General features: G+C 72.6%; 24 protein-coding genes and 1 pseudogene. 4 read left to right on the forward strand and 21 right to left on the reverse strand.

What is annotated here, in order from left to right; genetic code table 11:
* Position 1: 1 nt before the first annotated feature.
* On the forward strand, positions 2-2773 hold the full coding sequence (locus MRBLMG1_RS27355; protein ID WP_367826790.1) for a glycosyl hydrolase: 2772 nt from the start codon (positions 2-4) through the stop codon (positions 2771-2773).
* A 75-nt stretch (positions 2774-2848) separates the two neighbouring features.
* Here the strand turns inward: MRBLMG1_RS27355 and MRBLMG1_RS27360 are convergent, their stop codons facing one another.
* The 3 genes from MRBLMG1_RS27360 to MRBLMG1_RS27370 form a co-directional block, all read right to left on the reverse strand.
* Positions 2849-3874 carry a LacI family DNA-binding transcriptional regulator gene (locus tag MRBLMG1_RS27360; protein ID WP_367826791.1) on the reverse strand — a complete coding sequence of 342 codons (1026 nt, stop codon included), beginning with the start codon at positions 3872-3874 and terminating at the stop codon, positions 2849-2851.
* 235 nt (positions 3875-4109) lie between these two features.
* The gene (locus MRBLMG1_RS27365; protein WP_367826792.1) at positions 4110-4934 is read right to left on the reverse strand and encodes a CbtA family protein; all 825 of its coding nucleotides are present in this window, start codon (positions 4932-4934) and stop codon (positions 4110-4112) included.
* A 14-nt stretch (positions 4935-4948) separates the two neighbouring features.
* Positions 4949-5176, reverse strand: coding sequence for a CbtB domain-containing protein (locus tag MRBLMG1_RS27370; RefSeq protein WP_367826793.1), 228 nt, complete (start codon positions 5174-5176; stop codon positions 4949-4951).
* 270 nt (positions 5177-5446) lie between these two features.
* On the opposite strand from MRBLMG1_RS27370, the gene MRBLMG1_RS27375 reads away from it, so the two are divergent.
* Entirely contained in the window at positions 5447-6019 is a 573-nt protein-coding gene (locus MRBLMG1_RS27375) for a histidine phosphatase family protein (protein ID WP_367826794.1), read from the forward strand.
* Positions 6020-6034: 15 nt separating this feature from the next.
* Here the strand turns inward: MRBLMG1_RS27375 and MRBLMG1_RS27380 are convergent, their stop codons facing one another.
* The 6 genes from MRBLMG1_RS27380 to MRBLMG1_RS27405 all read right to left on the reverse strand — a co-directional run bounded on the left by MRBLMG1_RS27380 (position 6035) and on the right by MRBLMG1_RS27405 (position 12597).
* The gene (locus MRBLMG1_RS27380; protein WP_367826795.1) at positions 6035-7147 is read right to left on the reverse strand and encodes a FecCD family ABC transporter permease; all 1113 of its coding nucleotides are present in this window, start codon (positions 7145-7147) and stop codon (positions 6035-6037) included.
* A complete protein-coding gene (locus MRBLMG1_RS27385; protein WP_414721650.1) occupies positions 7144-8178 on the reverse strand; it encodes a FecCD family ABC transporter permease in 1035 nt (344 codons plus the stop codon). The genes MRBLMG1_RS27380 and MRBLMG1_RS27385 overlap by 4 nt, the downstream gene beginning before the upstream one ends.
* A gap of 13 nt (positions 8179-8191) precedes the next feature.
* Positions 8192-9244, reverse strand: a complete 1053-nt coding sequence (locus MRBLMG1_RS27390; protein ID WP_367826796.1) for an iron-siderophore ABC transporter substrate-binding protein — start codon at positions 9242-9244, stop codon at positions 8192-8194.
* A 277-nt stretch (positions 9245-9521) separates the two neighbouring features.
* Positions 9522-10256 carry a hypothetical protein gene (locus tag MRBLMG1_RS27395; protein ID WP_367826797.1) on the reverse strand — a complete coding sequence of 245 codons (735 nt, stop codon included), beginning with the start codon at positions 10254-10256 and terminating at the stop codon, positions 9522-9524.
* Between the two features lie 101 nt (positions 10257-10357).
* Positions 10358-11731, reverse strand: coding sequence for an amidohydrolase family protein (locus MRBLMG1_RS27400; RefSeq protein WP_367826798.1), 1374 nt, complete (start codon positions 11729-11731; stop codon positions 10358-10360).
* Between the two features lie 158 nt (positions 11732-11889).
* Positions 11890-12597, reverse strand: coding sequence for a GntR family transcriptional regulator (locus MRBLMG1_RS27405; RefSeq protein WP_414721651.1), 708 nt, complete (start codon positions 12595-12597; stop codon positions 11890-11892).
* A 218-nt stretch (positions 12598-12815) separates the two neighbouring features.
* Here MRBLMG1_RS27405 and MRBLMG1_RS27410 point away from each other — a divergent pair, with 218 nt between their 5' ends.
* Entirely contained in the window at positions 12816-14480 is a 1665-nt protein-coding gene (locus tag MRBLMG1_RS27410) for a BCCT family transporter (protein ID WP_367826814.1), read from the forward strand.
* 11 nt (positions 14481-14491) lie between these two features.
* Here the strand turns inward: MRBLMG1_RS27410 and MRBLMG1_RS27415 are convergent, their stop codons facing one another.
* The 5 genes from MRBLMG1_RS27415 to MRBLMG1_RS27435 form a co-directional block, all read right to left on the reverse strand.
* The gene (locus tag MRBLMG1_RS27415; protein ID WP_367826799.1) at positions 14492-14995 is read right to left on the reverse strand and encodes a DUF6328 family protein; all 504 of its coding nucleotides are present in this window, start codon (positions 14993-14995) and stop codon (positions 14492-14494) included.
* A gap of 27 nt (positions 14996-15022) precedes the next feature.
* Positions 15023-16306 (reverse strand): sugar ABC transporter permease, encoded by a 1284-nt coding sequence (locus MRBLMG1_RS27420; protein WP_367826800.1) that lies wholly within the window; start codon positions 16304-16306, stop codon positions 15023-15025.
* The gene (locus MRBLMG1_RS27425; protein WP_367826801.1) at positions 16303-17082 is read right to left on the reverse strand and encodes an ATP-binding cassette domain-containing protein; all 780 of its coding nucleotides are present in this window, start codon (positions 17080-17082) and stop codon (positions 16303-16305) included. Before MRBLMG1_RS27425 ends, MRBLMG1_RS27420 begins: the two co-directional genes overlap by 4 nt.
* A gap of 43 nt (positions 17083-17125) precedes the next feature.
* Positions 17126-18217: a sugar ABC transporter substrate-binding protein gene (locus tag MRBLMG1_RS27430; protein ID WP_367826802.1), complete on the reverse strand. Its 1092-nt coding sequence runs from the start codon at positions 18215-18217 to the stop codon at positions 17126-17128.
* A gap of 126 nt (positions 18218-18343) precedes the next feature.
* Positions 18344-19108: a hypothetical protein gene (locus MRBLMG1_RS27435; RefSeq protein ID WP_367826803.1), complete on the reverse strand. Its 765-nt coding sequence runs from the start codon at positions 19106-19108 to the stop codon at positions 18344-18346.
* Between the two features lie 193 nt (positions 19109-19301).
* Between MRBLMG1_RS27435 and MRBLMG1_RS27440 the strand changes: the two genes are divergently transcribed.
* Positions 19302-19754 (forward strand): SRPBCC family protein, encoded by a 453-nt coding sequence (locus MRBLMG1_RS27440; RefSeq protein ID WP_367826804.1) that lies wholly within the window; start codon positions 19302-19304, stop codon positions 19752-19754.
* On the opposite strand, the gene MRBLMG1_RS27445 is transcribed toward MRBLMG1_RS27440, so the two are convergent.
* The 7 genes and pseudogenes from MRBLMG1_RS27445 to MRBLMG1_RS27475 form a co-directional block, all read right to left on the reverse strand.
* Positions 19751-20974 carry a nitric oxide synthase oxygenase gene (locus MRBLMG1_RS27445; protein WP_414721652.1) on the reverse strand — a complete coding sequence of 408 codons (1224 nt, stop codon included), beginning with the start codon at positions 20972-20974 and terminating at the stop codon, positions 19751-19753. The genes MRBLMG1_RS27440 and MRBLMG1_RS27445 overlap by 4 nt on opposite strands.
* Positions 20975-21067: 93 nt before the next feature.
* A complete protein-coding gene (locus MRBLMG1_RS27450; RefSeq protein ID WP_367826806.1) occupies positions 21068-22312 on the reverse strand; it encodes a cytochrome P450 family protein in 1245 nt (414 codons plus the stop codon).
* Positions 22309-23538 carry a cytochrome P450 gene (locus MRBLMG1_RS27455; RefSeq protein ID WP_367826807.1) on the reverse strand — a complete coding sequence of 410 codons (1230 nt, stop codon included), beginning with the start codon at positions 23536-23538 and terminating at the stop codon, positions 22309-22311. Before MRBLMG1_RS27455 ends, MRBLMG1_RS27450 begins: the two co-directional genes overlap by 4 nt.
* Positions 23535-24164: a GTP-binding protein gene (locus tag MRBLMG1_RS27460; protein WP_367826808.1), complete on the reverse strand. Its 630-nt coding sequence runs from the start codon at positions 24162-24164 to the stop codon at positions 23535-23537. Before MRBLMG1_RS27460 ends, MRBLMG1_RS27455 begins: the two co-directional genes overlap by 4 nt.
* A complete protein-coding gene (locus tag MRBLMG1_RS27465) occupies positions 24145-24498 on the reverse strand; it encodes a DUF742 domain-containing protein (protein ID WP_367826809.1) in 354 nt (117 codons plus the stop codon). The genes MRBLMG1_RS27460 and MRBLMG1_RS27465 overlap by 20 nt, the downstream gene beginning before the upstream one ends.
* Complete coding sequence (locus MRBLMG1_RS27470; protein WP_017236514.1) at positions 24495-24896, reverse strand: roadblock/LC7 domain-containing protein; 402 nt, start codon at positions 24894-24896, stop codon at positions 24495-24497. Before MRBLMG1_RS27470 ends, MRBLMG1_RS27465 begins: the two co-directional genes overlap by 4 nt.
* Positions 24896-25131: pseudogene (locus MRBLMG1_RS27475) on the reverse strand (hypothetical protein); the annotation flags it as partial. The gene MRBLMG1_RS27470 and the pseudogene MRBLMG1_RS27475, both read right to left, overlap by 1 nt.

Here is a 25131-nt window from a genome sequence, read left to right on the forward strand (position 1 = left end):
CATGCCAGCCCCCCGCACACGGCCGGCCGCAGCGCTGGTCCTGGTCTCCGCCCTCGCAGCCCTGGGACTCGGCCCCGCCGCCGCCCCCGCGGCCGCCGCCACCGTCCCCACCGGCGCCGGAAGCTACTCCGACACCCGCCCCGCCGGAACCTCCGGCCCCACCACCAACACCGGCGCGCCGGTCACCCCCAAGGTCACCCCCGCCGCCCAGGGCAAGCCGGTCCCCACCAACGACTGGTGGTCCTCCCTCGCCTTCCAGCGCTACGGAGACAACCCGTACTCCACCCCCATGTACGGCCACCCGCTCACCTACCAGGCCGTCGCCGGCGGCCTGGAGGTCGGCTACCCGACCAGCCCCGCCGTCGTCGGCGACGGCCGGCAGTACGAGTACGCCCACAAGCGCGACCTCACCCTCGGCCTCACCGGCCTCAACTCGCCCGACACCAAGGCCGACGCCTGGTCCGACTGGACCGTCACCCCCTACTGGTCCGACGGCTCCCGCACCCTGCGCACCACCATCGGCCACGGCCTCCCCTTCGTGTACGCCAAGGGCACCGGCGGCGACGCCCGGATCACCACCGCCGAGGCACCCGCCGTCTTCGCCGACCAGGGCAATGTCCTCGGCATCACCGTCGCGGGCCACCACTACGCGCTCTTCGCCCCCAGCGGCACCGACTGGAACGTCTCCGGCACCACCGTCACCGCCGGCCTCGGCGGCAAGGACTACTTCTCCGTCGCCGTCCTGCCCTCCACCGACGCCCTCGCGACCTTCCGGAAGTACGCCTACAGCTTCGTCACCGGATCCACCGTGAACTGGAGCTACGACGCGGGCACCGTCCGCGCCACCTACAGCCTCACCACCGAGGCCAAGGAAGGCACCGAACGCGGCACCCTCCAGGCCCTCTACCGGCACCAGTGGCTGCACACCACCGACCCGCTCACCCCGTACACCTACGTCTCGCCCCGCGGCACGATGAAGGTCCGCGAGGCCGCCTCCTTCACCACCACCCAGCGCGCCGCCGCCACCCTGCCCGCCCTCCCCGGCGGCACCGGCGCGGACACCGCCCGGCTGCGCGGCTACCTGAACGAGGTGGCGAACTCCTCCGACCCCTTCTCCGGAGCCGTCGACACCTACTGGACCGGCAAGGCGCTCGGCAAACTCGCCCAGCTCGTCCCGCTCGCCGACCAGATCGGCGAGGGCGCCATCCGCGACAAGCTGCTCGGCCTCATGAAGGGCCGCCTCCAGGACTGGTTCACGGCCGGCGGCGCCAACGAGTTCTCGTACGACCAGGTGTGGAAGACCCTCACCGGCTACCCCGCCTCCTACGGCAGCGACACCGAACTCAACGACCACCACTTCCACTACGGCTACTACGTGTACGCCGCCGCGATCGTCGCCCAGTACGACCCCGCCTGGGCCGCCGACTCCGCGTGGGGCGCGATGGTCAGGACGCTCGTCCGCGACACCGCCAACCCCAGCCGCACCGACGGCGCCTTCCCCTTCCTGCGCGGCTTCGACGTGTACGCGGGACACAGCTGGGCCAGCGGCCACCAGGGCTTCGCCGCCGGCAACAACCAGGAATCCTCCTCGGAGTCGACCAACCTCAGCGCCGCACTCGTCCTGTGGGGCTCGGCCACCGGCGACACCTCCTTGCGCGACCTCGGCACCTACCTGCTCACCACCGAGGGCGAGGCCATCGCCCAGTACTGGTTCGACGCCGACCAGCAGGTCTTCCCCGCCTCCTTCCAGCACGACACCGCGGGCATGGTCTGGGGCAGCGGCGCCGCCTACTCCACCTGGTGGACCGCCAACCCCGAGGAGATCCACGGCATCAACGTCCTCCCCGTGACCGGCGGTTCACTGCACCTCGGCGGACACAAGGACGCCGTCCGGCGCAACATCGCCGAGATGGAACGGGAGAACGGCGGTCCCGCCGTCGAATGGCGCGACATCCTCTGGGAGTTCCAGTCCCTCGCCGACCCCGCCGCCGCCAAGGCCAAGTGGGACGCGGGGAACGCCGGATACACCCCGGAGGCCGGCGAGTCCAAGGCCCACACCTACCACTGGCTCACCGCCCTCGACACCCTCGGCGCCCCCGACGCCACGGTCAGCGGCAACCTCCCCACCTCCGCCGTCTTCCTGAAGGGCACCACCCGCACCTACGTCGCCCACAACCACGGCGCGACCGCCCGCACGGTCACCTTCTCCGACGGCAAGACCCTGACCGTGCCAGCCCGTTCGACCGCGACCGGCAGCGGAACCGGCGGCACCGACCCCGACCCCGAGCCGTCCACCGGCAACACCTTCCAGCTCCGCACCGGCGGGACGCTCACCACGGCCACCGGCGCCACCGCCGGCAGCGACACCGTCGCCTCGGCGAACGGCACCAACCACGACGGCACCCCCTACCGGCCGCTCGTCTACGAGATCAAGGGCGTCAACGGCACCCTCAGGACCGGCGGCACCACCGCGTTCCGCCTCCAGCTGGACGCCGGCACCGCCGTCGGCCTCGGCCAGCAGGCCCGGATCAGCTACGACCTCACCGGCGACGGCACCTTCGACCGGACGGAGACGTACCACTACTTCGCGACCGACCCGGTCACCGGCTGGGAGGAGTACGCCCAGGGCCGCGGCCTGCAAGCGGCGACCGGCACCCTCGGCGACCTGCGCGGCGGCACGGTCCGCCTGGAGGTCTGGAGCGCCATCGGCAACGGCGACTCACGGCTCCAGACGGGCACCGACCGCTCCGTGGTCGTCATCCCGTACGACTGACCGGCGCGACCCGTGAGACGGCGGCGGGCCCGGGGACACCCCCCGGGCCCGCCGCCCGCGTGCCTCCCCGCCGTGTCAGGCGGAGTCGCGGCGGACGAGCGAGGTCGGGGTGATCACCGATTCGGGCCCCTCGGGACCCGTCCCGTCGAGCAGCCGCATCAGCAGCTTCACCATCAACCGGCCCATGCCCTCGATGTCCTGGTGCACCGTGGTGAGCGCCGGAGAGGTCCTGCCGACCACCGAGTCCATGTCGTCGAAGCCCACCACCGCCACGTCCTGGGGCACCCGGAGCCCCCGCTCCCGCAGGGTGCGCAGCGCGCCCGACGCCATGAGGTCGTTCGCGACGAACACCCCGTCGACGTCCGGCCGCCGGTCGAGCAGCTCCGCCATCGCGCGGGCCCCGCTCTCCTCGGTGAAGTCGCCCCCGCACAGCAGGGCGGGATCGGCGTCGATGAGGACGTCCCGGTAGCCGTGGATCCGGTCGACCGCGGACGTCTGGTCGGGCGGCCCCGAGATGTGGGCGACGGTCCGACGGCCGAGCCCCACCAGGTGCCGCACCGCCTCCCGGGCGCCGCCGCGGTTGTCGCAGTCGACGAACGGGACGGTCGGCGCGATGCCCGGGGCCGGCCGCCCGCCGAAGACCACGGGGACCCGGGCCCGGTCGATCACGGCCGGCAGCGCGTCGTCGCTGTGCAGCGAGAACGCCAGCGCGCCGTCGACGTGCCCGCCGCCGAGGTAGCGGGCGATCCGGTCGTGGTCCCCGGGGCCTTCCACCCACAACAGCACCAACTGTGAGTCGTGCGCCGTCAGCTCCCGGCTGATGCCGCGCACCTGCTGCTCGAAGAACGGATCCGAGAAGATCCGGAACTCCGGCTCCGCGATGATCACGGCCACCGCGCCGTTGCGCCGGGTCACCAGGGTGCGCGCCGCGTGGTTGGGCACGTAGCCGAGCTCTTCGACCGCCCGGCGCACCTTCTCGACCAGCGGGGACCGCACCCCCGCACCCCCGTTCACGACCCGCGAGGCCGTGGCCCGGGACACGCCCGCGTGCGCGGCGACGGCTTCCAGCGTGGGGCGGGACCCCGTGGTCGGTTCGGTCACGGCGGGCGCTCCTCGACTGCGTCGGCTGGTGGGCGGGCGGCGGTCCACGGCCCCGGATGCCGCCCCGGGACCACGGTCCTGCGGCTCCCAGGATATCCGCAGCCCGGGCCGTCTGAGAGCGCTCCCAGCGGCTGGCCCCCGTCCCCGGCCCCGGGAGCCGCTCCTGCCCGCTCCCGGACACGACTCCGCCCCGCACGCGGGCGGCGTGCGGGGCGGAGCCAGGGTCGGTCTCCGGTCAGCCGGCGACCGGCGCCCCGAGCTCACCCGGGGTGTCGGCGGCGGCCCGGGGAGCGAGCGTCTTCTGCGCGAGGACGCCGAAGACCACGGCGAACACCGCCCACAGGACCAGCTGGATGGCCAGCGAGGCCACCCTGAACTCCCAGAGGAGCGCGGCCGGGAAACCCGCCTTGACGGCGTCGTCGTTCGACGGAAGCACCGCGAAGGCGACGGCCGTCACGACGACGAAGCCGGCACCGGCGGCCAGGGTCGCGTTCCAGTTGCCCAGACGCGGCGCGAGCCGACGCCCGGCGATCACCGCGGCGATGCCGAGGAGCACGCTGAGCAGGATCATCAGGAAGAACAGCGTCGTGCGCTGCCCGATGGTGTCCGGATTGCCGACCGCCGGCGGGGTCGCCGGGTACTTCAGGAACGGCACCAGATACACGGTCGTGAACGCGCCGGCCCCGACCAGTGCCGCGGTCGCCCGCGGGCTGAACCTGCCGACGCGGCCCAGGGCGAAGGAGAACGCGAGCGCGGCGATGCCGCCCAGCGCCACCCCGTACACCAGAACACCGGTGGCCAGGCCGAGGGTCGACTGGACGTCGCGGCTGACCGCTTCCTCTTCCTCCGCCCCGTCCTCGGCGGCCGCGCCGCCGCCGTGACCGGCGTGCGCCGCGGGCGCGGCGTGGGCCTCGTGGGCGGCCTGGGCCTCCTCGACGGCGATGGCGCCGTCGACGGGAGGCTCACCCACCACGTAGGCCACGGTGAAGGCGAAGAGGCCGGCGATGAGGCCCGCGAGCATGCCACGGACCAGCAGGGCTCTCACAGTTGAGGCGTGCATGTGCGGGGCGCCCCTCAGTGGCAGGGGAAGCCGAGCAGGTGGCGCCCGTCGTGCACCCACTCGTGCACGTCGGAGCCCGCGAACAGCGAGGTGGCACCCTGCTCGGCACCGACGAAGTACAGCGCGATCAGGGCGAGAAGGCCGACGAACAAGGCCCAGGGAAGGACGGCCCGGACGGGCAGCGGAGCCGGTACGGCCACGGAAGGGGCGGATACGGCAGCGGAGACGACAGCCTCGGCCATGATGAAACCTCCTGCGGGAACTCGCGTCCCAAACGGTGGTGCAAGACGACGGTCCACGGGTCTGACTTCCCGCGACGTCACCTTTCGTGGCGCCGCGGCTTACAGTGGCGCGACCGTGCCGGGTTCTCACCGGACTTCCGTCTCGCCGTCGTCACGCTGTTCAAATGTCGCCTGACGGTACCGCGTGCCGGGTCCGCCGCCAAGGGTGTGAGGCCTGGATCACTCTCCGTACGCCCCCTCCCCACACCCCAGATGAGACGAAGGAGCCCGATGACGGTCCGGCTGACGCTGATCTCCCCGGCGACGAGCGAAGCCCTGCGCGAGGTGCGCTTCGACGACGACGGCCCCCTCGACCCGGCGGGGATCGCCCGGGCCGAGGCCGTCGCCCCGTCGGTCGCCCCGGCCTCCCGCGCGTACGCCTCGCCGTCCGAGCGCTGCCGTCGCACCGCGGAGGCCCTCGGACTGAGGGCCGAGCCGGCGCGCGAACTCGCCGCCTGCGACATGGGGAGTTGGCGGGGGCGCACGCTCGCCGCCGTCGCCGCGAGCGAGGAGCCGGCGGTCGCCGCCTGGCTCTCCGACCCGTCGGCGGCGCCCCATGGCGGCGAGTCCCTGCGGGACCTCCGCCACCGGGTCGCCGCGTGGCTCGACGCGCTCGGGACCACCTCAGGACCCGTCACCGTCGTCGCCGAACCGGACGTCCTCCGCGCCGCCGTCCTCCACGCCCTCGCGGCACCGGACTCCACCTCCTGGCGCCTCGACGTCCGCCCCCTGAGCGCCGTCCACCTCACCGGCCGCGCGGGCCGCTGGAACGTACGCGTCGGCGAGGAGCTCGGAGGTTCCTAGCAGCGCCGCGCGGCCTCACACGGGCCGGTGCCACTCCCGGATCAGCAGGTAGCCGAGGTACGCGCCGCCGACGGCCATCGTGTACAGGCCGACCGGCAGGTCGTCGAACAGGGGCAGTTGCTGCGCGGTGAGGTCGGCGAGGACGAGGAGGAGGGCGCCGAGGAGCGTCGACATGACGAGGTGGGGGCCGCCGCTCCGGGTGACGCGCTTGGCGATCTGGGGCGCCGTCAGGGAGATGAAGGCGATCGGTCCCGCGACGCTGACGGCGCCGGCGGAGAGCACGATCGACAGGGCGACCGCGGCGGTGGCCGTACGGGCCGGGCGGGCGCCGAGCCCGGTGGAGGTGTCGTCGCCCATCTCGCCGATGCTCAGCGGCCGGGCGAGCAGGGCGGCGAAGGGCACGGACACGAGGAGGACGATCCAGATCGTCGTCGCGTCGTCCCAGGAGCGGGCGGAGAGGCTGCCGTTGATGTACGCGGTGAGGGCGCTGGCCTTGTCCCGCTCGACGGCGTACACCACGTACTGGGTGAGGGCCGTCGCCATCGCCGCGACACCGATGCCCGCCACCACCAGACGCCCCGGGCTGCGGAAGCCGGTCCCGGTGGCGAAGTAGACGACGGCCATGGCGATCAGCGCGCCGAGCAGCGAGCCGACGGCGACCGGCACGGTGTCGGGCAGGAAGAGCGCGGCGGCCGCGGCGCCCGCACCGGCCCCGGCGCCGAGCCCGATCACGTCCGGACTGCCCAGCGGGTTGCGGGTGACGGACTGGAACAGGGCCCCGGACAGACCGAAGGCCGCGCCGGTGGCGATGGCCACCACGAGCCGCGGACCGCGCAGCCGGTTCAGGACGAAGGCGTTCTTGCCCGTGGCCTCGCCCATGAGGGCCGACGGCAGGTCGGCGAGGCCGATGCCGAGCCTGCCCATCGACAGCGTCGCCGTGGCGGCGCCCAGGAGCAGCAGCAGGGTGACCCCGGCGGCGACCAGGGAGGAGCGGCGCACGGGGACGGCGACCCAGGGGCCGATCCGTACGAGCGTGCGCCGCGGCGGCCGGGCCGGACGGCGTGCCGCCGCGGCCCGTGTGTCGGCTCCGGTGCCGGTCGCGGTGTCGGTCGGTTCGGCGGTCTTCATGCCGCTCCCCTCATGCGGCGGACGGCGAAGAGCAGGGCGGGGGCGCCCACGAAGGCGGTGACGACGCCGACCATGAGCTCCTGCGGCCGCAGGAGGACCCGTCCGATGACGTCCGCGAACAGGAGCAGGGTGGGTCCCGCGAGGGAGGAGAACAGGATCTGCAGCCGGAAGTCGGCGCCCACCAGGGCCCGGACGACGTGCGGGACGGCGAGTCCGACGAAGGCGATGGGACCCACCGCCGCGGTGGCGGCGCCGGCGAGCAGGGTCGCGGCGAGCAGCCCGGCGCCCTTCACGCGCGCGGGGCTGATGCCCAGTGAGGCGGCCTTGTCGTCGCCCATCGCCATGGCGTTGAGCCCCGGCGCGAGCAGCGCCGCGAGGACGAAGCCCGCCCCGGCGAACGGCAGGACCGCCCACACGGCGTCGAACCCGCGACCGCCGAGCGCTCCGACGACCCAGTAGCGGTAGGTGTCGAAGACCTGGGGCTTCGACAGGGCGACGGCCTGGATGAAGGCGGCGAGGACGGCCGAGAGCACCGCGCCGGCGAGGACCAGGCGGACCGGCCCGTTGCCGCCGCCCGCCGTGCCGATGAGGTGGACGACGACACCGGTCGCGAGTGCGCCCAGCAGCGCCCACCAGATGGTCTCCCGCTGCCCGGAGGCGCCGAGGAACGCGGTGGCGGCCACGATGCTGGCGGACGCGCCCGCGTTGATGCCGAGCAGTCCGGGCTCGGCCAGCGGATTGCGCGTGATGCCCTGCATCAGGGCGCCGGCGACGGCGAGGCAGAGACCCGCGAGCACGCCGAGGGCGGTGCGCGGGTAGCGGCTCTCGATGACGGTGCGGGTGTACTCGTCGCCGCCGCCGGTGAGGACCCGCAGGACGTCGCCGGCGGACGTCGGCTTGCTGCCGAACATGACGCTGGCGAGCAGCGCGAGGGCGAGCAGGACCAGGCACAGGACGGCGGCCATGACATGCCGGGCGGGGCCCCGCCGTGCGACGGCGGGGCCCTGGCCGATCCGGGAGAGAGTGGTCACGCTGGGTCCGCTGTTACTTCCCGGCCTTGGCGACGGCCTTGTCGATCATCGGCAGGTAGCGCTCGATGCTGTACGGCACCGTCAGCGGGTTGATCATCGAGGAGGCGGTGACGAAGGGGGTGTCGTGGCTGTAGACCAGGGCGCCCTTCTTCACGGCGGGGATGGCCGCGTACAGCGGCTGGCCCTCGACGGCCTTGCGGGACTTCTCGTCCATGTAGAAGGTGAAGGCGATGTCGCTCTTCGCCAGCTTGTTGGCGTTCTCCAGGCCGATCAGGGCGGAGTCGGTGCCCTCGGTCTCCGGGAAGGTGTTCACGATGGGGTCGACCTTGAGGCCCAGCTTGGAGACCATGGCGACGCGCTGCTCCTCGGGCTTGAAGATGCCGAGGCTGCCGGGCCCGGTGTTGTAGATGTACGAGAACGTGACGTTCTTGTACTGGGGGCGCGAGGCGGCCGCGTCCGCGAGCTGCTTGTCGATCTTCGACTCGAGCTCCTTGGCCTTCTCCGGCTGACCGAGCGCCTTGGCGATGATCTCGATCTGCTGGTCCCAGTTCGTGCTCCACGCCTTCTCGGGGTAGGCGACGGTGGGCGCGATGTCCTTGAGGATGTCGTACTGCTTCTGCGTCAGGCCGGACCAGGGGGCCAGGATGACGTCGGGCTCGAGCTCGGTGATGGCCTCGATGTCGAGCTCCTCGCCGCCCTTGAACTGCTTGGGCAGCGTGCCGCCGGACTTCGTCACGGCCTCGTGGATCCAGGGGAGGTAGCCGGACTTGTCGCTGCCCCAGGGGTACTCCTCGATGCCCACCGGGACGTTGCCGAGGGCGATGGCGGTCTCGGCCGAGCCCTGTCCGAGGGTCACCACGCGCTTGGGCTTGTCCTTGATGACCGCGTCACCGAGAGCGCTCTTGATGGTGACGGGGAAGGCGCCCGCCGGAGCCTTGGCCGCCGAGCCCGCGGCGTCGTCTTTCTTCTCGTCCGAACCGCACCCGGTCACCATCAGGCCGAGCGAGACCGCGGCGGCGCCCGCCGCGAGGACGCGACGGCGAAGGGGGGTGAACACAGAAGGCATGGTGGATCCTTGTCTCCGGGCAGGGGGTGCTGCGGCGCGGCCCGGCTCCCCGGGCAGGGGAGGGCAGCGACCATCGCGAGGCGTTGTTAGGTGAGCCTAACCTATCTCGTCCGGGTGTCGATCACCAGACCGCCCGCCTGACCACCCACTCCCGCCACGAGCGCCCTCGCCGCGAGCCTCTTGCTACGAGCCTCTCGCCCGGCCGCCCATCGGTCGCCGGCCGCTGGTGCCCGCCCACCGGACCCCCGTCACCGGACCCCGCCCACCGGACCGTCCGTCAGGCCCCCGGTTCGCCCCAGGCGGTGCTCAGTCCGTCCAACCAGGCCGGCGGCAGCTCGGCCGCGTCCCACTCCTCGTGCAGGGCCTCGGGTGCCGTGGCGAGCCGCTCCAGCACGGCGACGCTGGTGGGGGAGTGGACGAGCGAGTAGCGGCCGTGGATCGCGATGGCGCTGCCCGGGCCGTACTCGGCGTACAGCCTTTCGAGATGGGCGCGGTGCGTGGACGCGAATTCGGTCAGGCGTCCCGCGTACCGGGAGCGCTGCCGGGAGCTCATCGTGCCGAGGACGGCCCTGAGCACCTGGTCGGTGACCTCGGGGTCGAGGTCGGACTCGTCCGTGAACGACAGGTAGAGCGGGGTCATCGCGACCTTCGTCCGCGCGAGCTCCGTCCGCCCCACCGGCGGGCGTTCGTCCGGGGACCCGGTCGTCGGGTCAGCGGCGACGGCGCGCCGCAGGGCCCGTTCGGCGATGTCGCCGAGCGCGTCGGTGACGGCCCGGGTGCCGTCCTGCCAGCCGGCCGCATACGGCTCGCCCTTCTCCTCGGGTGCGTGCCACGGCCCCTCGCCGATCTCCTCGTACGCGAGCGCGAGGGCGCCGGCCTCGACGAAGCCGATGAGCTCCTCCGCGTCGCCCGACCAGACCCCTGCCCGGGCGAGCAGCTGGAGCAGGGTCCTCTTCGCGTTCAGCACGCTGACCGCGTCCAGCTGCTGCCGTCCTTCTTCGGCGGTGGTCATGGGGCTCTCCTCGGCGTAGGGACGGCGCGGTGCGGGTACGCGGAACGCTCGTTTCGAGCCTACGCAACGCCCGCCCCCCGACGCCCCCACCTGCGGGTGCGTCAGTCGAGGAACTCCCCTTCGCGGGCCACGACGACGCCGCCGTGCACGACCGTGTCCCGGCGGGGCATGTCGACGACGACCTGGGGCAGGCACTCGCCCCGCACGAGGACGAAGTCGGCCGGTGCGCCGGGCGCGAGGTCGGCGTGCGCGAGGCCCATCACGTCGGCGCCGCCATGGGTCGCGACGCGGTAGCACTCCGCCAGTTCGTCGTCGAGGCGCACGTCCGTCACCCATCCGAGGAGGTGCGCGCGGTGCATCATGTCGGCGTTCCCGAAGGGGCTCCAGGAGTCGCGCACGCCGTCGGAGCCGAGGCCGACGCGCACGCCGTGCTCGCGCAGGCGGGCGATCGGCAGGACCAGGGAGTCGGACGGCGCGACCGTCGTGAGGGCGATGTCCTGGGCACCCAGGTCGGTGGCGAGGGAGCCGAGTTCACGGTCCGTCAGGCCGGGCAGGCAGAAGACGTGGCTGACGGTGACCTTGCCGGCCAGCGACAGGGCGCGCGTGCGGTCGATGATGCCGCGCATGGCCCTGACGCCCTTCTCGCCGCGGTCGTGCAGGTGGATGTCGACGCCGACGCCGTGCCGGTCGGCGATGCCGAAGACGGTGTCGAGCTGCTCGTCGAGCGCCTGGTCGAAGCCGATCGGGTCGATGCCGCCGATCATGTCGACGAGGCCCTCGCGCGCCGCCTTCTCCAGGAGCGCCGCCGTGCCCGGGGTGCGGATCACGCCGTGCTGCGGGAAGGCCACGATCTGGACGTCCAGGGCGTGCCGCAGCCGCTCGCGGGCCTCGGCCACCCCCTCCACGCCGGCGAGGCCGTAGGCGGGTGCCACGTCGGCGTGGGCGCGCATCGCCCGGGTGCCGCGGGCGACGGCGTGGGACATCAGGCCGTACGCGCGCTCCGCGACCGGCCGGCGCTGGCTGCGGAACAGGTCCACGTCCTGGGCCACGTAGTCGGCGATGCCGTTCGCCGGCCGCCGCGACACCCACGAGCCGCCCCACGTCGTCTTGTCGGGGTGGATGTGGGCGTCGACCAGGGACGGCAGCGCGATCCGGCCGCCGCCGTCGACCACCTTCGCGCCCCGGGGCGCCGGGCCGGCCGAGACCCGGCCGTCGACGACCACCAGGTCCGTGGCATGCGCCGCACCGAGCACCCGCACGTTCCGGAAGACCACGGTCCCGGCGCGGTGCCCCGCGCCGCCGGCCGCCGCGGACGCGGTGGGCACGGAGCCGGCGTCGGACGCGTGGGCGGCACCCGCCGTCGCGGCCGCCGTCGCGGTCGTGCCCGCCAGTGCGGCGGCCCCGGCCAGCATCGTGCGGCGGGAGAGCGCGCCGGCGGACGGGGAGGAGGACGGGGGAGTGGCTTCGACGCGCATGGGAGCTCCTGGGGAGTAGGTCGATGACTCCCCGTTTTGTATACCAACGCCGAGACGACGGACAAGGGGTTGGTTCGACGACCGAGTCCAGGCCTCCTTTTGTGCGGTTTACCCGCCGGGAGGGATGCCTCCGTCCCGCTCTTGGTATACAAATAGCGTCAGTTGTCGCCGAAGAGGGAGCGCAGCGCCACGGCCCTGCTGTCGCGCACGTGCAGCAGCGTGCTCGCCGCCGCGGCCTCCGGGTCGCCCGCCGCGATGTGCCGGTACATCTCGGCGTGCTGGGCGCGCATGTGGGCGGGCTCCTCGCGCAGGCCGAACACCAGCCGCAGCTGCCAGCTCAGCTGCTCCATGGTGCGCCCGAGCAGCGGGTTGCCCGACAGGGCGACGACGCCCTCGTGGAAGGCCGTGTGGGCGGCCACCTCGCGGGTCCCCTCCTCGTCGGCGGCGGCCGACTCGGCCTGGTGGAGGGTGGACCGGAGAGCGGCGAGACCCTCGGCGCCGCCCGCCGCCACGGCCCGCGCCGCGAGCCGTGAGGCCTGGACGGCGAGCGGCTCCCACACCTCGTACAGGTGCTCCACATCGGCCCGTTCGAGGCGTCGCACGCGGACGCCGCTGTGCGGGAGCAGCTCCAGGAGGCCTTCGGTGACCAGGGCGCGGAGCGCCTCGCGCACCGGCACGCGGGACATGCCGAGTTCCTCGGCGACCTCGCGCTCGACCAGGCGCGCACCCTGGGCGTACCGCCGGTCGACGATGCGCTGGAGGACGGCCTGGCGGGCCCGGGCGCCGAGCGGGGCCGGGATGTCGGTGAGGGGTGGACGCGCACCGCCGTCCGTGGTCGCCGCGCCGGTCCTGCGTCTGTCCGCCACCGTTTCCGTCCTCTTCCGTCCGTCGTCGGGGGTGCCGGGCCGAGGATACGTCGGCCCGTGCCGCGTGTGTCCCCTGACTGGCCCCGGCCCGTCTGTGGTACTGCCTTACGGAGACATCGTCATATTTGTCACCGATGCCGTGAAAGGTGCCTTTCGTGCCGCAGGAAGAACGGAAGCCCGACGGCCGCCGAGCAGGCGCCGAACGGGCGGGCGGGGCGCTGCCCGTGACGGCGGACCTGCCCGGCCGCCCCGACCAGCACCACCGGGCCCGTACCGACCGGATCGTCTTCGGCGTCACCGCCGTCCTCACCGTCGCCTTCGTGGTGTGGGGCGCCACCGCGACGGACAGCCTGGAGAGCACGTCGAGCAAGCTCCTCGACGGGCTGATCCGCAACGGCGGCTGGGCGTTCATGCTCGTCGCGTCCGGGTTCGTGGTGTTCGCCCTGTGGCTCGCCGTCAGCCGCTACGGCCGGATCACCCTCGGCCAGGAGGGCGAGGGCCCCGAGTTCCGCACGGTGTCGTGGATCGCCATGATGTTCAGCGCCGGCATGGGCATCGGCCTCATGTTCTACGGCGTCAGCGAACCCCTGGCGCACTACGGCACCCCGCCGCCCGGTACCCGACCGGCCGACTCGGCCGAGCGGATGGAGACGGCGATGGCGACCACGCTGTTCCACTGGACGCTCCACCCCTGGGCGATCTACGCCGTGGTCGGCCTCGCCATCGCGTACTCCACCTTCCGGCGCCGCCGCCGGCAGACCATCAGCGCCGTCTTCGTCCCGGTGATGGGCGAGCGGCGGGCGTACGGCGGACCAGGCCGGGTCATCGACATCCTGGCCATCTTCGCGACGCTCTTCGGCTCCGCCGCCTCGCTCGGCCTCGGCGCGCTCCAGATCGGCAGCGGCTTCGAGGAACTGGGATGGATGGAGAAGACCGGCACGGGACTGCTGGTCGCCATCATCGCCGTCCTGACCGTGGCCTTCGTGCTCTCCGCCGTCTCCGGCGTCGAGAAGGGCATCCAGTGGCTGTCCAACATCAACATGGTGCTCGCCGCGGTGCTCGCCCTCTTCGTCTTCGTGGCGGGTCCGACCATCATCGTGCTCGACCTGCTGCCCACCTCCCTCGCCGCCTACGTCGGCGACCTGCCGCAGCTCGCCGGCCGCACCGAGGCGACCAGCGGTGGGGACATCCACGACTGGCTGGGCAGCTGGACCGTCTTCTACTGGGCCTGGTGGATCTCCTGGACGCCGTTCGTCGGCATGTTCATCGCCCGCATCAGCCGCGGCCGCACCATCCGCCAGTTCGTCGGCGGCGTCATCCTCGTCCCCAGCACCGTCAGCCTGGTCTGGTTCTCGATCTTCGGCGGCACGGCGATGAAGCTTCGCGAACAGGGCGAGCTGGCCGGCGAGACCACTCCCGAGGGGCAGCTGTTCGGCGTGCTCCAGGAGTTCCCGATGGCCGGCGTCATGAGCCTGCTCGTGATGATCCTCGTGGGGATCTTCTTCGTCTCGGGCGCGGACGCCGCCTCGATCGTCATGGGCACGCTCTCCCAGCGCGGGGCCTTCGAACCCGCCCGGCTCGTCGTCGTCTTCTGGGGCGTCGTCACGGGCGCCGTCGCCGCCATCATGCTGCTCATCGGCGACGGCCAGGGCGACGCCCTGGCCGGACTCCAGAACCTCACGATCCTCGTCGCGGCGCCCTTCGTCCTCGTGATGATCGGCATGTGCGTGGCCCTCATGCGCGACCTCCGGAAGGACCCCCTCATCGTCCGCGGCGAGGTCGGCCGCGAGGTCGTCGAGGTGGCCGTGATCGCCGGCCACGAGAAGTACGACGGCGACTTCGAGCTCACCATCGGCCCGGGGTCGGACGACGACCGTGCCTGACCACGCCGGCGTCACTCGCCGGCGGTGTACCGGAGCCGCACCCACAGCGGCAGCGCGAACCAGCAGAGCAGGTACCAGACGAGGACGCCGGCGACGAGCCAGGGCACGTAGGGATCCTTCGTGACCACCCGCAGCACGAGGAGGAGGGCCGTCGTCAGCGTCGCCAGGAGCAGGATCAGCCCGGTGAAGGTCAGCCGCGAGGCCCACACGACCGCCTGGGGCTTGATCCGCCGCCCCGCCACGATCCGGTGGAACGCGACGGGGCCGATGAGCGCGCCCGTCGCCAGGGACCCGAGGACGACCGTGACGACGTAGATGGTCTTGTCGGTCTGCCCGAGCCCCTGGAAGTGCGGGGTGAAGGCCACGGTGAGGAGGAAGCCGAGGATGATCTGGACGCCGGTCTGCGCCACCCGGATCTCCTGGATGAGCTCCTCCCAGCGCCGGTCGGCCCGCTCCTCCTCGGTCTCGTCGCGCCCGTGCGTCCGACCCGCGCCGGCCTTGGGACCCTCGGCCATGGACGTCTCCTTTCCCGCGCCGGTGGATCAGGCGCGGCCCGCCGCCTTCTGGGTGCGCCGGGAGAGGGAGTCGACGACCACGGCGGCGAGGAGGACCGAACCGGTGATCATGAACTGGACGGCGTTGCTGACGCCCATGATGTTCATGCCGGACTGGATCGAGCCGATCACCAGGGCGCCGAGGAGCGCGGACCAGACCGAGCCGCGCCCGCCGAACAGGCTCGTGCCGCCGATGACGGCGGCGGCGATCACGTTCATGAGCAGGTTGCCGCCGCCGGAGGTCTGGCTCGCGGACTGGATCTGGCCGGCCAGGAAGAGACCGCCGACCGCCGCCATGGCCCCGGAGATCGAGAACACGGTCATGCGGACGAACGCGACGCTGATGCCCGCCCTGCGCGCGCCCTCGATGTTGCCGCCCACCGCGAAGATCCGCCGGCCGTACGTGGTGCGCCGCAGCACGAAGTCCAGCAGCACCAGCAGGATCAGGAAGATGAGGAGGGCCAGCGGCAGCCCCTGGTACTGGTTGAGGATGTACGCGGTGGCGAACGCGATGGCGGCGAGCACGACCGTGCGCAGCACGATCTCGGCGACCGGCCGGGACGGCACGTGCGCCGAGCGGCGGCGCCGGGCGTCGAGCAGCGACGCCGCCAGGAAGAGCCCGACCCCGACCGCCGCCGTCACGTAGGCGGCCGCCGGGCTGTGGTAGATCGTCGAGTAGAGCCGGGAGACGATGCTCTCGCCGGGGATGTTGACCGTGCCGCTGGTGCCGAGGATCTGGAGCATCAGCCCGTTCCAGGCGAGGTTGCCCGCCAGGGTGACGACGAAGGCCGGCACGCCGACCTTCGCGAAGAAGAACCCCTGGATCAGTCCGACCACGGCGCCGCCCAGCAGGGCGATCAGCAGCGCGAGCCACTCGTTCATCCCGTTCAGCACGTTCAGCACGGCGAAGATCGCGGCGCACAGGCCGCTCACCGAACCGACGGACAGGTCGATCTCGCCGAGCAGCAGGACGAAGACGATGCCGACGGCGATCATGCCGGTGCCGACGATCTGCTGGCTGAGGTCGGAGAGGTTCTGCGCCGAGAGGAAGGTGCTGTCCAGACTGCCGAACACCGTCCAGATGATGATCACGGCCAGCACCACGGGAAGGGAGCCCAGCTCACCACTGCGCAGCTTGCGCCGGAACTCCCCGACGTACCCCTTCAGGCCCTCCTCGCGGACGAGGAGCCGGGTGTCGACGGCCGGCAGGGCACCGGGTGCCGGTTCCTCGGAGACGTCGTCGGGACCCGGGACGCGTCGGTCGCGGCTCATCGCTCCTCCTCCCGCTTGCGGGCCTGGCGGCGGGTGACGGCGCTGTCGGTGGCACCGGTGATGGCGGAGATGATCTCCTCGGTGGACGTGGAGCGTTTGTCGAACACGCCGTTGTTCCGACCGAGGCGCATGACGGCGATGCGGTCCGCGACGGCCATCACGTCCACCATGTTGTGACTGATCAGGATCGTCCCGAGGCCCTGTTCACGGAGCCGCTCCACCAGGTCGAGGACCTCGGCGGTCTGCTCCACGCCCAGGGCGGCGGTCGGCTCGTCGAGGATGACGACCTTCGGCGCGCCGATCAGCGAGCGGGCGATGGCCACCGTCTGCCGCTGGCCGCCGGACAGGGAGGCGACGGGGAGGCGGACGCTCGGGATGCGGATCGACAGCGTGTCGAGGAGCTCGTGGGCCCGCTGGTCCATGCGGACCTCGTCGAGCACGCCGAAGCGGCGCAGCTCGCGGCCGAGGAACAGGTTCGCGACGACGTCGAGGTTGTCGCACAGCGCCAGGTCCTGGTAGACGGTGGCGATGCCGAGGTTCTGGGCGTCGTGGGGCCGGTTGATCGAGACCGGCCGGCCCTCCCATTCGATGACGCCCTCGTCCGGTGGGTTCACCCCGGCGATGGTCTTGACGGCCGTGGACTTGCCGGCGCCGTTGTCGCCGACGAGCGCCACGACCTCACCGGGGTGCACCTCCAGATCGAATCCCTTCAGCGCCTGGACCGCGCCGAACCGTTTGGAGATCCCCCGCAGGGTGAGCACGGGTGACTCCTGCAAAGGAACCGCCTCCTCACGGAATGTGCGCGCTTGGCGCTCGTCGCTACTGGAGACCGGCCGCCTTGCAGGCCGCCGCGTACGTCGGGGTGCAGATCTCCTGGACCGTGTAGAGGCCGTCCTTGACGACGGTGTCCTTGATGTTGCTCTTGTCGACGACGACCGGGGTCAGCAGGTTCGCCGGGACCTTCTGGCCGCTGCCGCTGGTGACGGTGGTGGGCGTCAGGTCGGCCGGGAGCGGCTTGCCCTCGGCCAGGTCGACGGCCATCATCGCGGCGATGTCGGCCTCCGGCTTGTACGGCTTCTCGATGGTGATGGTCTGGGTGCCCAGCAGGATCCGCTGGATCGCGTCGAGTTGGGCGTCCTGACCGGTCAGCGGCACGTTGATGCCCGCCGCCTTGAGGGCGGTCGAGATGCCCGCGGCCAGTCCGTCGTTGGCGGAGTAGACCCCGACGATCTTGTCCTTGCCGAGGGCGCTGATCGCGCCGGACATCTGCTGGTTGGCGTTGTTCGGGTCCCAGTTGGGGGTGTCGTACTCCTTGCCGATCTTCACCTTGCCGTCGAGGACCGAGTGCGCGCCGGCCTTGAACTCCGCCGCGTTCGGGTCGGTCGGCGAACCGTTGTGCATCACGATCACGCCGCTGCCGGCCTTGTCGCCGAGCGCGTCCAGGAGTGCCTTGCCCTGGAGTTCGCCGACCTTTTTGTTGTCGTACGAGACGTAGGCGTCGACCGGACCCTGCGCGAGGCGGTCGTACGCGACGACCTTGACGCCCGCGTCATGGGCCTTCTGCACGGAGGACTGGATGGACTTGGCGTCCACGGCGTCCAGGATGAGGACCTTGTCGCCCTTGGCGAGCGCGGTGTTGACCTGCTGCTGCTGGGTCGTGGCGCTCTCCGCGGCGTTGTAGTAGTCGATCTGGGCCCCGGGGGCCAACTCCTTGATCTTGGCCTCGATGTAGGGGCGGTCGAACTTCTCGTACCGCGTGGTCTTGCTCTCCGGCAGCAGCAGGCCGATCCTCACGTCGTCCTGTGCCGCCGATCCCGTGCCCGGCTGGGCCGCACCGCTGGTCGCCACCGCGCCCAGGGAGAGTGCGGCGACACCGGCCATGGCTATCGCAGCCCGCAATGTACGGGTCATGGGAGGCTCCTTTCGTCCGCCCCCCTTCCCCTCGCCGTGCGGACACGGCAGCCGGAAGAACTTGTGGCCTATATATCGACATTAGCTGCAACCTGGAGACCGGCAAGCGGGTGAGGCCGCCACCGGTCACGACGGGACGGAGCCGTCGACCGCGTCGGTGGCCCGCAACAGCCTCAGGAACGCCTTGAGGCCGGTGATGATCTCCTCGTTGTCGGTCAGCCGGTTCACCGTCGACTCGAACTCCCGCGCCAGGGCGGCGATCCTCCGATCGGTGGCGTCGGCGCGCTCGTGCGCGGAGAGGGCGATGGCGTCCGCGGTACGGCGCAGCTCGGCGAGCGCCCGGTACTGCTCCTCCGCCTTGCCGTCGAGGACCGAGGCGCCGCTCTCCAGGGCGGCCACCCGGTCGCGCAGCGCCACCACGTCGTCACGCGGGTACGTGACCTCCCCGAGGAGCGTGCCGAGCCTGTGCCGCAGCTGCCCGAAGTACGCGCCGGCCGGCCGGAAGAACGTGCTCGCCAGGAAGAACCCGGCGCACCAGTAGCCCGCCTCGCGCCCCGTCGCGGCGGCCACCGCCACCGCCGTGCCCGCGGTCGCCAGGTGGCCGGCGACGGCGACCCGCAGCATCACCCGCGCGATGCGCCCCGCCTCGGCGTCCCGCTCCTTCGGGACGGCGATCCCCTTCTCCCGGCTGACCGCGATCTCGGCGAGCACCGCGTGGGCCCGGAAGTAGAGGTTCCACGGCGTCGTCAGGAGCAGCAGGAGCCAGAGCAGCCCGAGGACCCCCGCGCCGACGGCGAGCACCGTGCCGGGCGGCGCCCCCACCGCGTACGCCAGCACCAGCGCTCCGACCGCGAGCCCCGCCGCCACCAGACCACCCACGACCTTGCGCATGCCGCCCCCTCCGCACCCGTGCACCGTCCTGCGCGCCATGCTCCCGCCGTCGCGTCGCGCCGACATGAGTACCGCTACTCAGATCAACGCTGGCCCGACACCGCCCCGAGTGGGACAATTCGTATGAAGCGACAATGAGTCCGCGCCGGCGAGCGGATGGCGACGAGGGCTCCCGTCGGACGAAGAAGGCATCATGGCCGCCATCACGGAATCCATCGACATCTCCCGCAGGCCCGCCGAGGTCTTCGGCTACGTGACCGACCCCACGCACCTGCCCGACTGGCAGGAGAGCGCGGTCACCGTCCGCAGGCTCGGGGACGCCCCCTTCGGCGTCGGGTCGAAGGTCGCCGTCACCCGGCGCCTCGGCCGGCGCGAGATCACCCAGACCATGCAGGTCGTCGAACTCGACCCCCCGAGGCACTGGCACGTGCACGGCATCGACGGCCCCGTACGCGGCGACGTCCAGGGCGCCATCGAACCCCTCGACGGCGGCGAGCGGTCACGCCTGACCCTCTCCCTCGACTTCGAGGGCCACGGCATCGGCAAAGCCCTCGTCCCCCTCGTCGTCCGCCCCCACGTCCGCAAGGAGATGCCCAAGGACGAACGCACCCTCAAGGGCATCCTCGAAAGCTCCGCGGCCCTCTAAGTCCGTGCGCGGGGGACGAACGCCGGGCGCAAGGACGGGTCCACCGGGTCGTAGTAGCGGTGGAACACCGGGGTCGCGGAGCCGGACACCGGAGGGACGATCCAGCTCCAGTCGGCGGGAGTGGCGCGGCCCAGGCGGCTCTCCCGGTCGATGTGCCGGAGGAAGCGCTCCGACTCGGTGTGGTGGTCGGCCATCGTCACCCCGGCCTCCTGGAAGGAGTGCAGCACCGCCACGTTGAGCTCGACGAGCGCCCGGTCGCGCCAGAGCGTGCGCTCGCTCGACCGGTCCAGGCCCAACCGGTCCGCGACCACCGGGAGAAGGTCGTAGCGCTCGGCGTCGGCGAGGTTGCGGGCGCCTATCTCCGTGCCCATGTACCAGCCGTTGAAAGGCGCCGCCGGATAGCGCACCCCGCCGATCTCCAGCGCCATGTCGCTGATGGCGGGCACCGCGTACCAGCGCAGCCCCAGGTCCGCGAACCACGCCTGGTCGGGGTGGGTGAGCGTGACCTCGTGCACGGCGTCGTCCGGGAGTTCGTACCACCGCGGCCGGTCGCCGGGACGCTCCTCGACCATCAGCGGCAGGACCTGGAACCGCTCTTCGTTCCGCTTCCAGCCCAGGCCGACGGCCCGCTCGGACAGCGGCGCTCCGCGCGGATCGCCGGTCCAGCGGCCGTCGGGCGCGCGGTGCCCGGCGTACCGGACCAGCTGGTCGTTGACGATCCGCGGCCCGGGCCGGCCCGGCCGGTCGGGGGCGAAGACGGAGATCACCGGGCGAATCCGGCCGCCGTTGCCGGCCTGCCGCAGGTGGGCGAAGCAGTCGGCGGCGACGTCGTCGGCCGCCGTCACGTGCCGCAGGTCCCGCACCACCAGGCTCCGCCAGTACAGCCTGCCGATGCAGCGGGCCGCGTTCCGCCACGCGACCCGGGCGCCGAACGCCAGCTCCTCGGCGGTGTGTTCATAGGTGCCGGTCCGCTCGATCTCGGACCGGACCGCGCGGATCCTGCACTCCGCGTCGCCCGCGCCCGGCTGCTCGCGGTGGAACTGCCGGACGAACTCCTCCGCCTCCCGGGGATCCGTCCGCACCGCCACGCCCCGCCCCGGCGGCCCGCCCGCCGACGCGGGGCCGTCGGGGCCGGACGCGTACGGACAGGCGGCGCTCGTGGGGACAGACTTCCGGCGGCGGCTCAGGCTGAAGATCAAGGTGTTCCCTCCCGGGCTCATGACTACCGCACGAACACGCTCGGGCGCGGAGAGTAGGACGTTCTCCGCCCGGGGAGGGAACCCCGCTGCTACGCTGCCGGACGCCTGTGGCCGTCAGGCCAGTACGACCGGGAGGTCGAACAGGTCGTTCTGCGTGACCACCGGCTTGTTCCGCAGCTCCTCGCGCGGCACGGCGAGACGCAGCCCCGGGAAGCGCGCGTACAGGGCCGGCAGGGCCACCGACGCCTCCAGGCGGGACAGGGCGGCGCCCGGGCAGACGTGGGGGCCGTGACCGAAGGAGATGTGACGGTTCGGCGTACGGGTCACGTCGAACTCACCCGCCGTCGGACCGTGCTGCTCCTCGTCCCGGCCGATCGCGCCGAACGACACGATCAGCGCGTCGCCCTTCGGCAGGATCCGGTCGCCCACCTCGATGTCCTCGGTGGCGAAGCGGATCAGCACGTGCGAGGTCGGCGTCGACCAGCGCAGCGTCTCCTCGATGACGTTCGCCCACGGCACCTCGCCGCCGAGCACCAGAGCGCGCTGCTCGGGGTGGGTCTCCAGGGCCACGACGGCGTTGACGATCAGGCTGATCGTCGTCTCGTGCCCGGCCGCCACCATCAGCTGGAGGGTGTTGGTGATCTCCTCCGTGGTGAGCCGGTCGCCGCCCTCCGACGCCTCGATCAGCGCGCTGGTGAGGTCGTCCCCGGGCTTCTCCGCCTTGCCCGCCACGATCCCCGCGAACAGCGTGCCCAGGTCCGCCATCATCTGCGGCACCTCCTCGGGCGGGGTCTGCGTCGAGAAGAACTTCTCGAACAGGGCCTTCATCCGCGGGTGGTCGGCCGCGTCGACGCCCATCAGGTCGCTGACCACGTTCATCGGCAGCGGGTAGGCGAACTCCGCCTTCAGGTCCACGACTTCACCCGCCGGGCGCTCCGCGAGCCGGTCCAGCATGCCCGTGGTCAGCGCCTCGATGCCCTCGCGCAGCCGCTCCACCCGGCGCGCGGTCAGCGCCTGCGCGACCAGCGTGCGCAGCCGCCGGTGCTCGTCGCCGTCGACGGTCAGCATCGACTTGCCGGGGTTCGCCAGGCCGATCAGCGGCCAGTCCATGGGTATCTCGCCGCGCTGCCAGGCGCCCCACACGTCGATGTCCTTGACCAGGCGGGCGTCGGTGAGCAGCCGCCGCGCCTCGGCGTGGTGGGTGACGGCCCAGCAGGCGACCCCGCCGGGCAGGACGACACGGGCCAGCGGGCCCGCCGCCCGCAGCCGGGCGCTCTCGCCGTCGAGGTCGGCGACGAACGGGTCCAGGGTGATGGCGTCGGTGCCGGACGCGGCGGCGTGGGCGTGCGGGCAGGTCATCCGAGTGCTCCAAGTGCGGGGGTCGGGGTGTACGTCACGGGAAGCGCGGTGAGGCCGCGCAGCCAGGGGGAGGGCCGCCGGGAGAGGGTGCCCGCGGCGACCGCGAGGTCCACGTCCGGCAGCCGGTCGAGCAGCACCTCGATCCCCGTCCGGGCGATGGTCTCGGCGACCTCCTGGGCGGGGAAGGGGCAGCGGTGCTCGCCGTGGCCGAAGGAGAGGTAGGCGTTGTTGCCGCCGGTGAGCCGGCCCGAGTCGGCCCGCACGTGCGGGTCCGCGTTCGCGGCGGCGAGTCCGAGGAGCAGCAGGTCTCCGCGGCCGATCCGGCGCCCGCCGAGGTGGGTGTCGCGGGAGGCCCACCGCCCGGCGACGTTCTGCGTGGGGGTGTCCTCCCACAGCACCTCGTTCATCGCCTCGCCGACGCTGTGCCGCCCCCCGGAGAGCGAGGCCGCGAACCGGTCGTCGGTGAGCATCAGCCGCAGCGAGTTGCCGATCCAGTCGGCCGTGGGCTGGTGGCCGGCGGCCATCATCACCATGAGGTCCTGGGCGACCTCCTCGACCGTGAAGCCGGCGGTGTTGGCGAGCATCCGGGAGGCCACGTCGTCGCCCGGCGCCTCCGCCTTCGCGGCGAGCAGGGCGAACATGGACTCGGCCAGGTGGCGCTGGCCCTCCAGCGCCCCCTCCCGGCCGTTGATCATGTCGTTCATGGCGGTGACGAGCGCCGGGCCCTGCTCGTCGGCGAAGCCGTACACGCTGGCGAGGACGCGCACCGGCAGCAGCATCGCGTACTCGGCGATGATGTCGCAGGCGCCCTTGCCGCAGAGCGCGTCGATCAGCTCGTCGGCGAACCGCTCGGCCCGTTCCTTCAGGACGAACGGGTCGATGGCCTCCAGGGCCTCCGAGATGACGGCCGCCCGCTCGCGGTGCCGCTCGCCGACCGTGTAGAGGATGGACGGCTGCTTGCGGCCGATCATGGGCAGCAGGGGCCAGTCCGCCGGGATGGCGTCCCACTGGTTCCACAGCTCGGAGTCCCGGGAGAAGAGGACCGGGTCGCTGGTGACCTGGTGGAGCTCGCGGTAGCCGAGCACCAGCCAGGCGGGCACGTCGCCGTCGAGGACGACGGGCGCGACCGCTCCGTGCTCGCGCCGGATCTGCCGGTACAGCTCGTTGGGGTCGGTCTGGAACCGGGGCCCGCTCAGGGGGACGGGCGGGTGCTCGGGGAGGGTCACGGGGCGGGCTCCGGGATCGGCTGCGGGACCGGCCGCTCGGCCGGGGCGACGACGGTCCGCAGGTGCTCGACGAGCGCGATGAGGACCTGCTTGCTCGACTCCCGCGACCTGGCGTCGCAGAAGACCAGCGGGACCTCGTCGGCGAGGTCGAGGGCCCCGCGGATCTGGGCGGGGGTGTGGGCGGGGCCGCCGAAGTCGTTGCAGGCGACGACGAACGGCGTTCCGTGGTGTTCGAGGCGGTCGATGGCGTACCAGGAGTCGGCGAGCCGGCGGGTGTCCACGAGCACGACCGCGCCGAGCGTCCCGGAGAACAGCCGGTCCCAGAGGAACCAGAAGCGCTCCTGGCCGGGTGCACCGAAGAGGTAGAGGACGTTGTGGGCGTCGAGCGAGATCCGGCCGAAGTCGAAGGCCACCGTCGTGGCCGACTTCGCGGCGACGCCGTCGGTGTCGTCGACGCCCTCGCCGGCCTGCGTCATCGTCTCCTCGGTGTTCAGCGGACGGATCTCGCTGACCGAGCGGACCAGGGTGGTCTTGCCGACTCCGAAACCGCCGACGACGACGATCTTCAGCCCGTTGTCGGCGGTGCTGCGCAGGGTCTGGCGCTGTTCAGAGGTTACGGAGTCCAACGAGCACCTGCTCCAGGATGTCGTGATCGGGAAGGCGGTACGAGGCACGGGGGTGACGGGCGCTGATCCGGCCGGTGTCGTGCAGGTCGGCCAGGAGGATCCGCGTGATCGACACCGGCAGGCCGAGCCCGGCCGCGACCTCCACGACCGCCGTCGGGAGACGGCACATGCGCAGGATCGCCGCGTGCTCGGACTGCATGCCGGGCGCCGGGTCGCTCTCGGAGACCACCAGGGTCACCAGGTCGAAGGCGTCGGAACCGGCGCGGCTGCGGCCGCCGGTCAGGGTGTAGAGGCGGTCGGGGGAGTCGTCCCGGCCCGGCCTGCCGCGGCTCATCCCCGGGGCCTCGCGACCAGGTGCTCGCCCAACTGCTCCACCAGTTCGGACATGTTGTGGCCGACGAGGCCGGCGTCGGCGTCCTCGTCGGCGACGACCGCGAGGTGCGCGCCCTCGCCGGCCTCCACGATGAACAGGATGCCGCCGTAGAACTCGGCGATGGCGGAGCGCACCCCGCCGGTGCCGTCGCCGAACTCCACGGAGGCACCGTGCGACAGGCTCTGGATGCCGGCGGCTATCGCGGCGAGCTGGTCGGCCTGGTCGACGGAGAGCTCGGGGGTGCGGCAGAGCTTGAGCCCGTCGCGGGACAGCACCAGGGCGTGCCGGGTGCCCGGGGTGCGTTCCAGCAGGCCCTCCAGGAGCCAGCTGAGCTTCTCGTCGGTGGTGGAGCCGGTCATTACGGGGTGCCTTCCGGGTACGGGGGGTTCGAGGTCGGCGACGGCGTCCGGGGGGCGGACGCCGGGCCGGCCGGATCGGACGGTACGGCGGGGGTGCCGGGGCGGTCTTCGGGTACGGACGCGGCGGGGGCGGCCGGGTGCTGCGGGGCGGGCGCGGCGGCGGGGGAGCGCGGTGCGTCCCCGGCCGTGCCGGACTCCGCTCCGGCGCCGCCCCGCGGCTCGCCGTCCCCGGCCT

The sequence above is a fragment of the Streptomyces sp. LMG1-1-1.1 genome, from assembly GCF_040815545.1.
GTDB lineage: Bacteria > Actinomycetota > Actinomycetes > Streptomycetales > Streptomycetaceae > Streptomyces.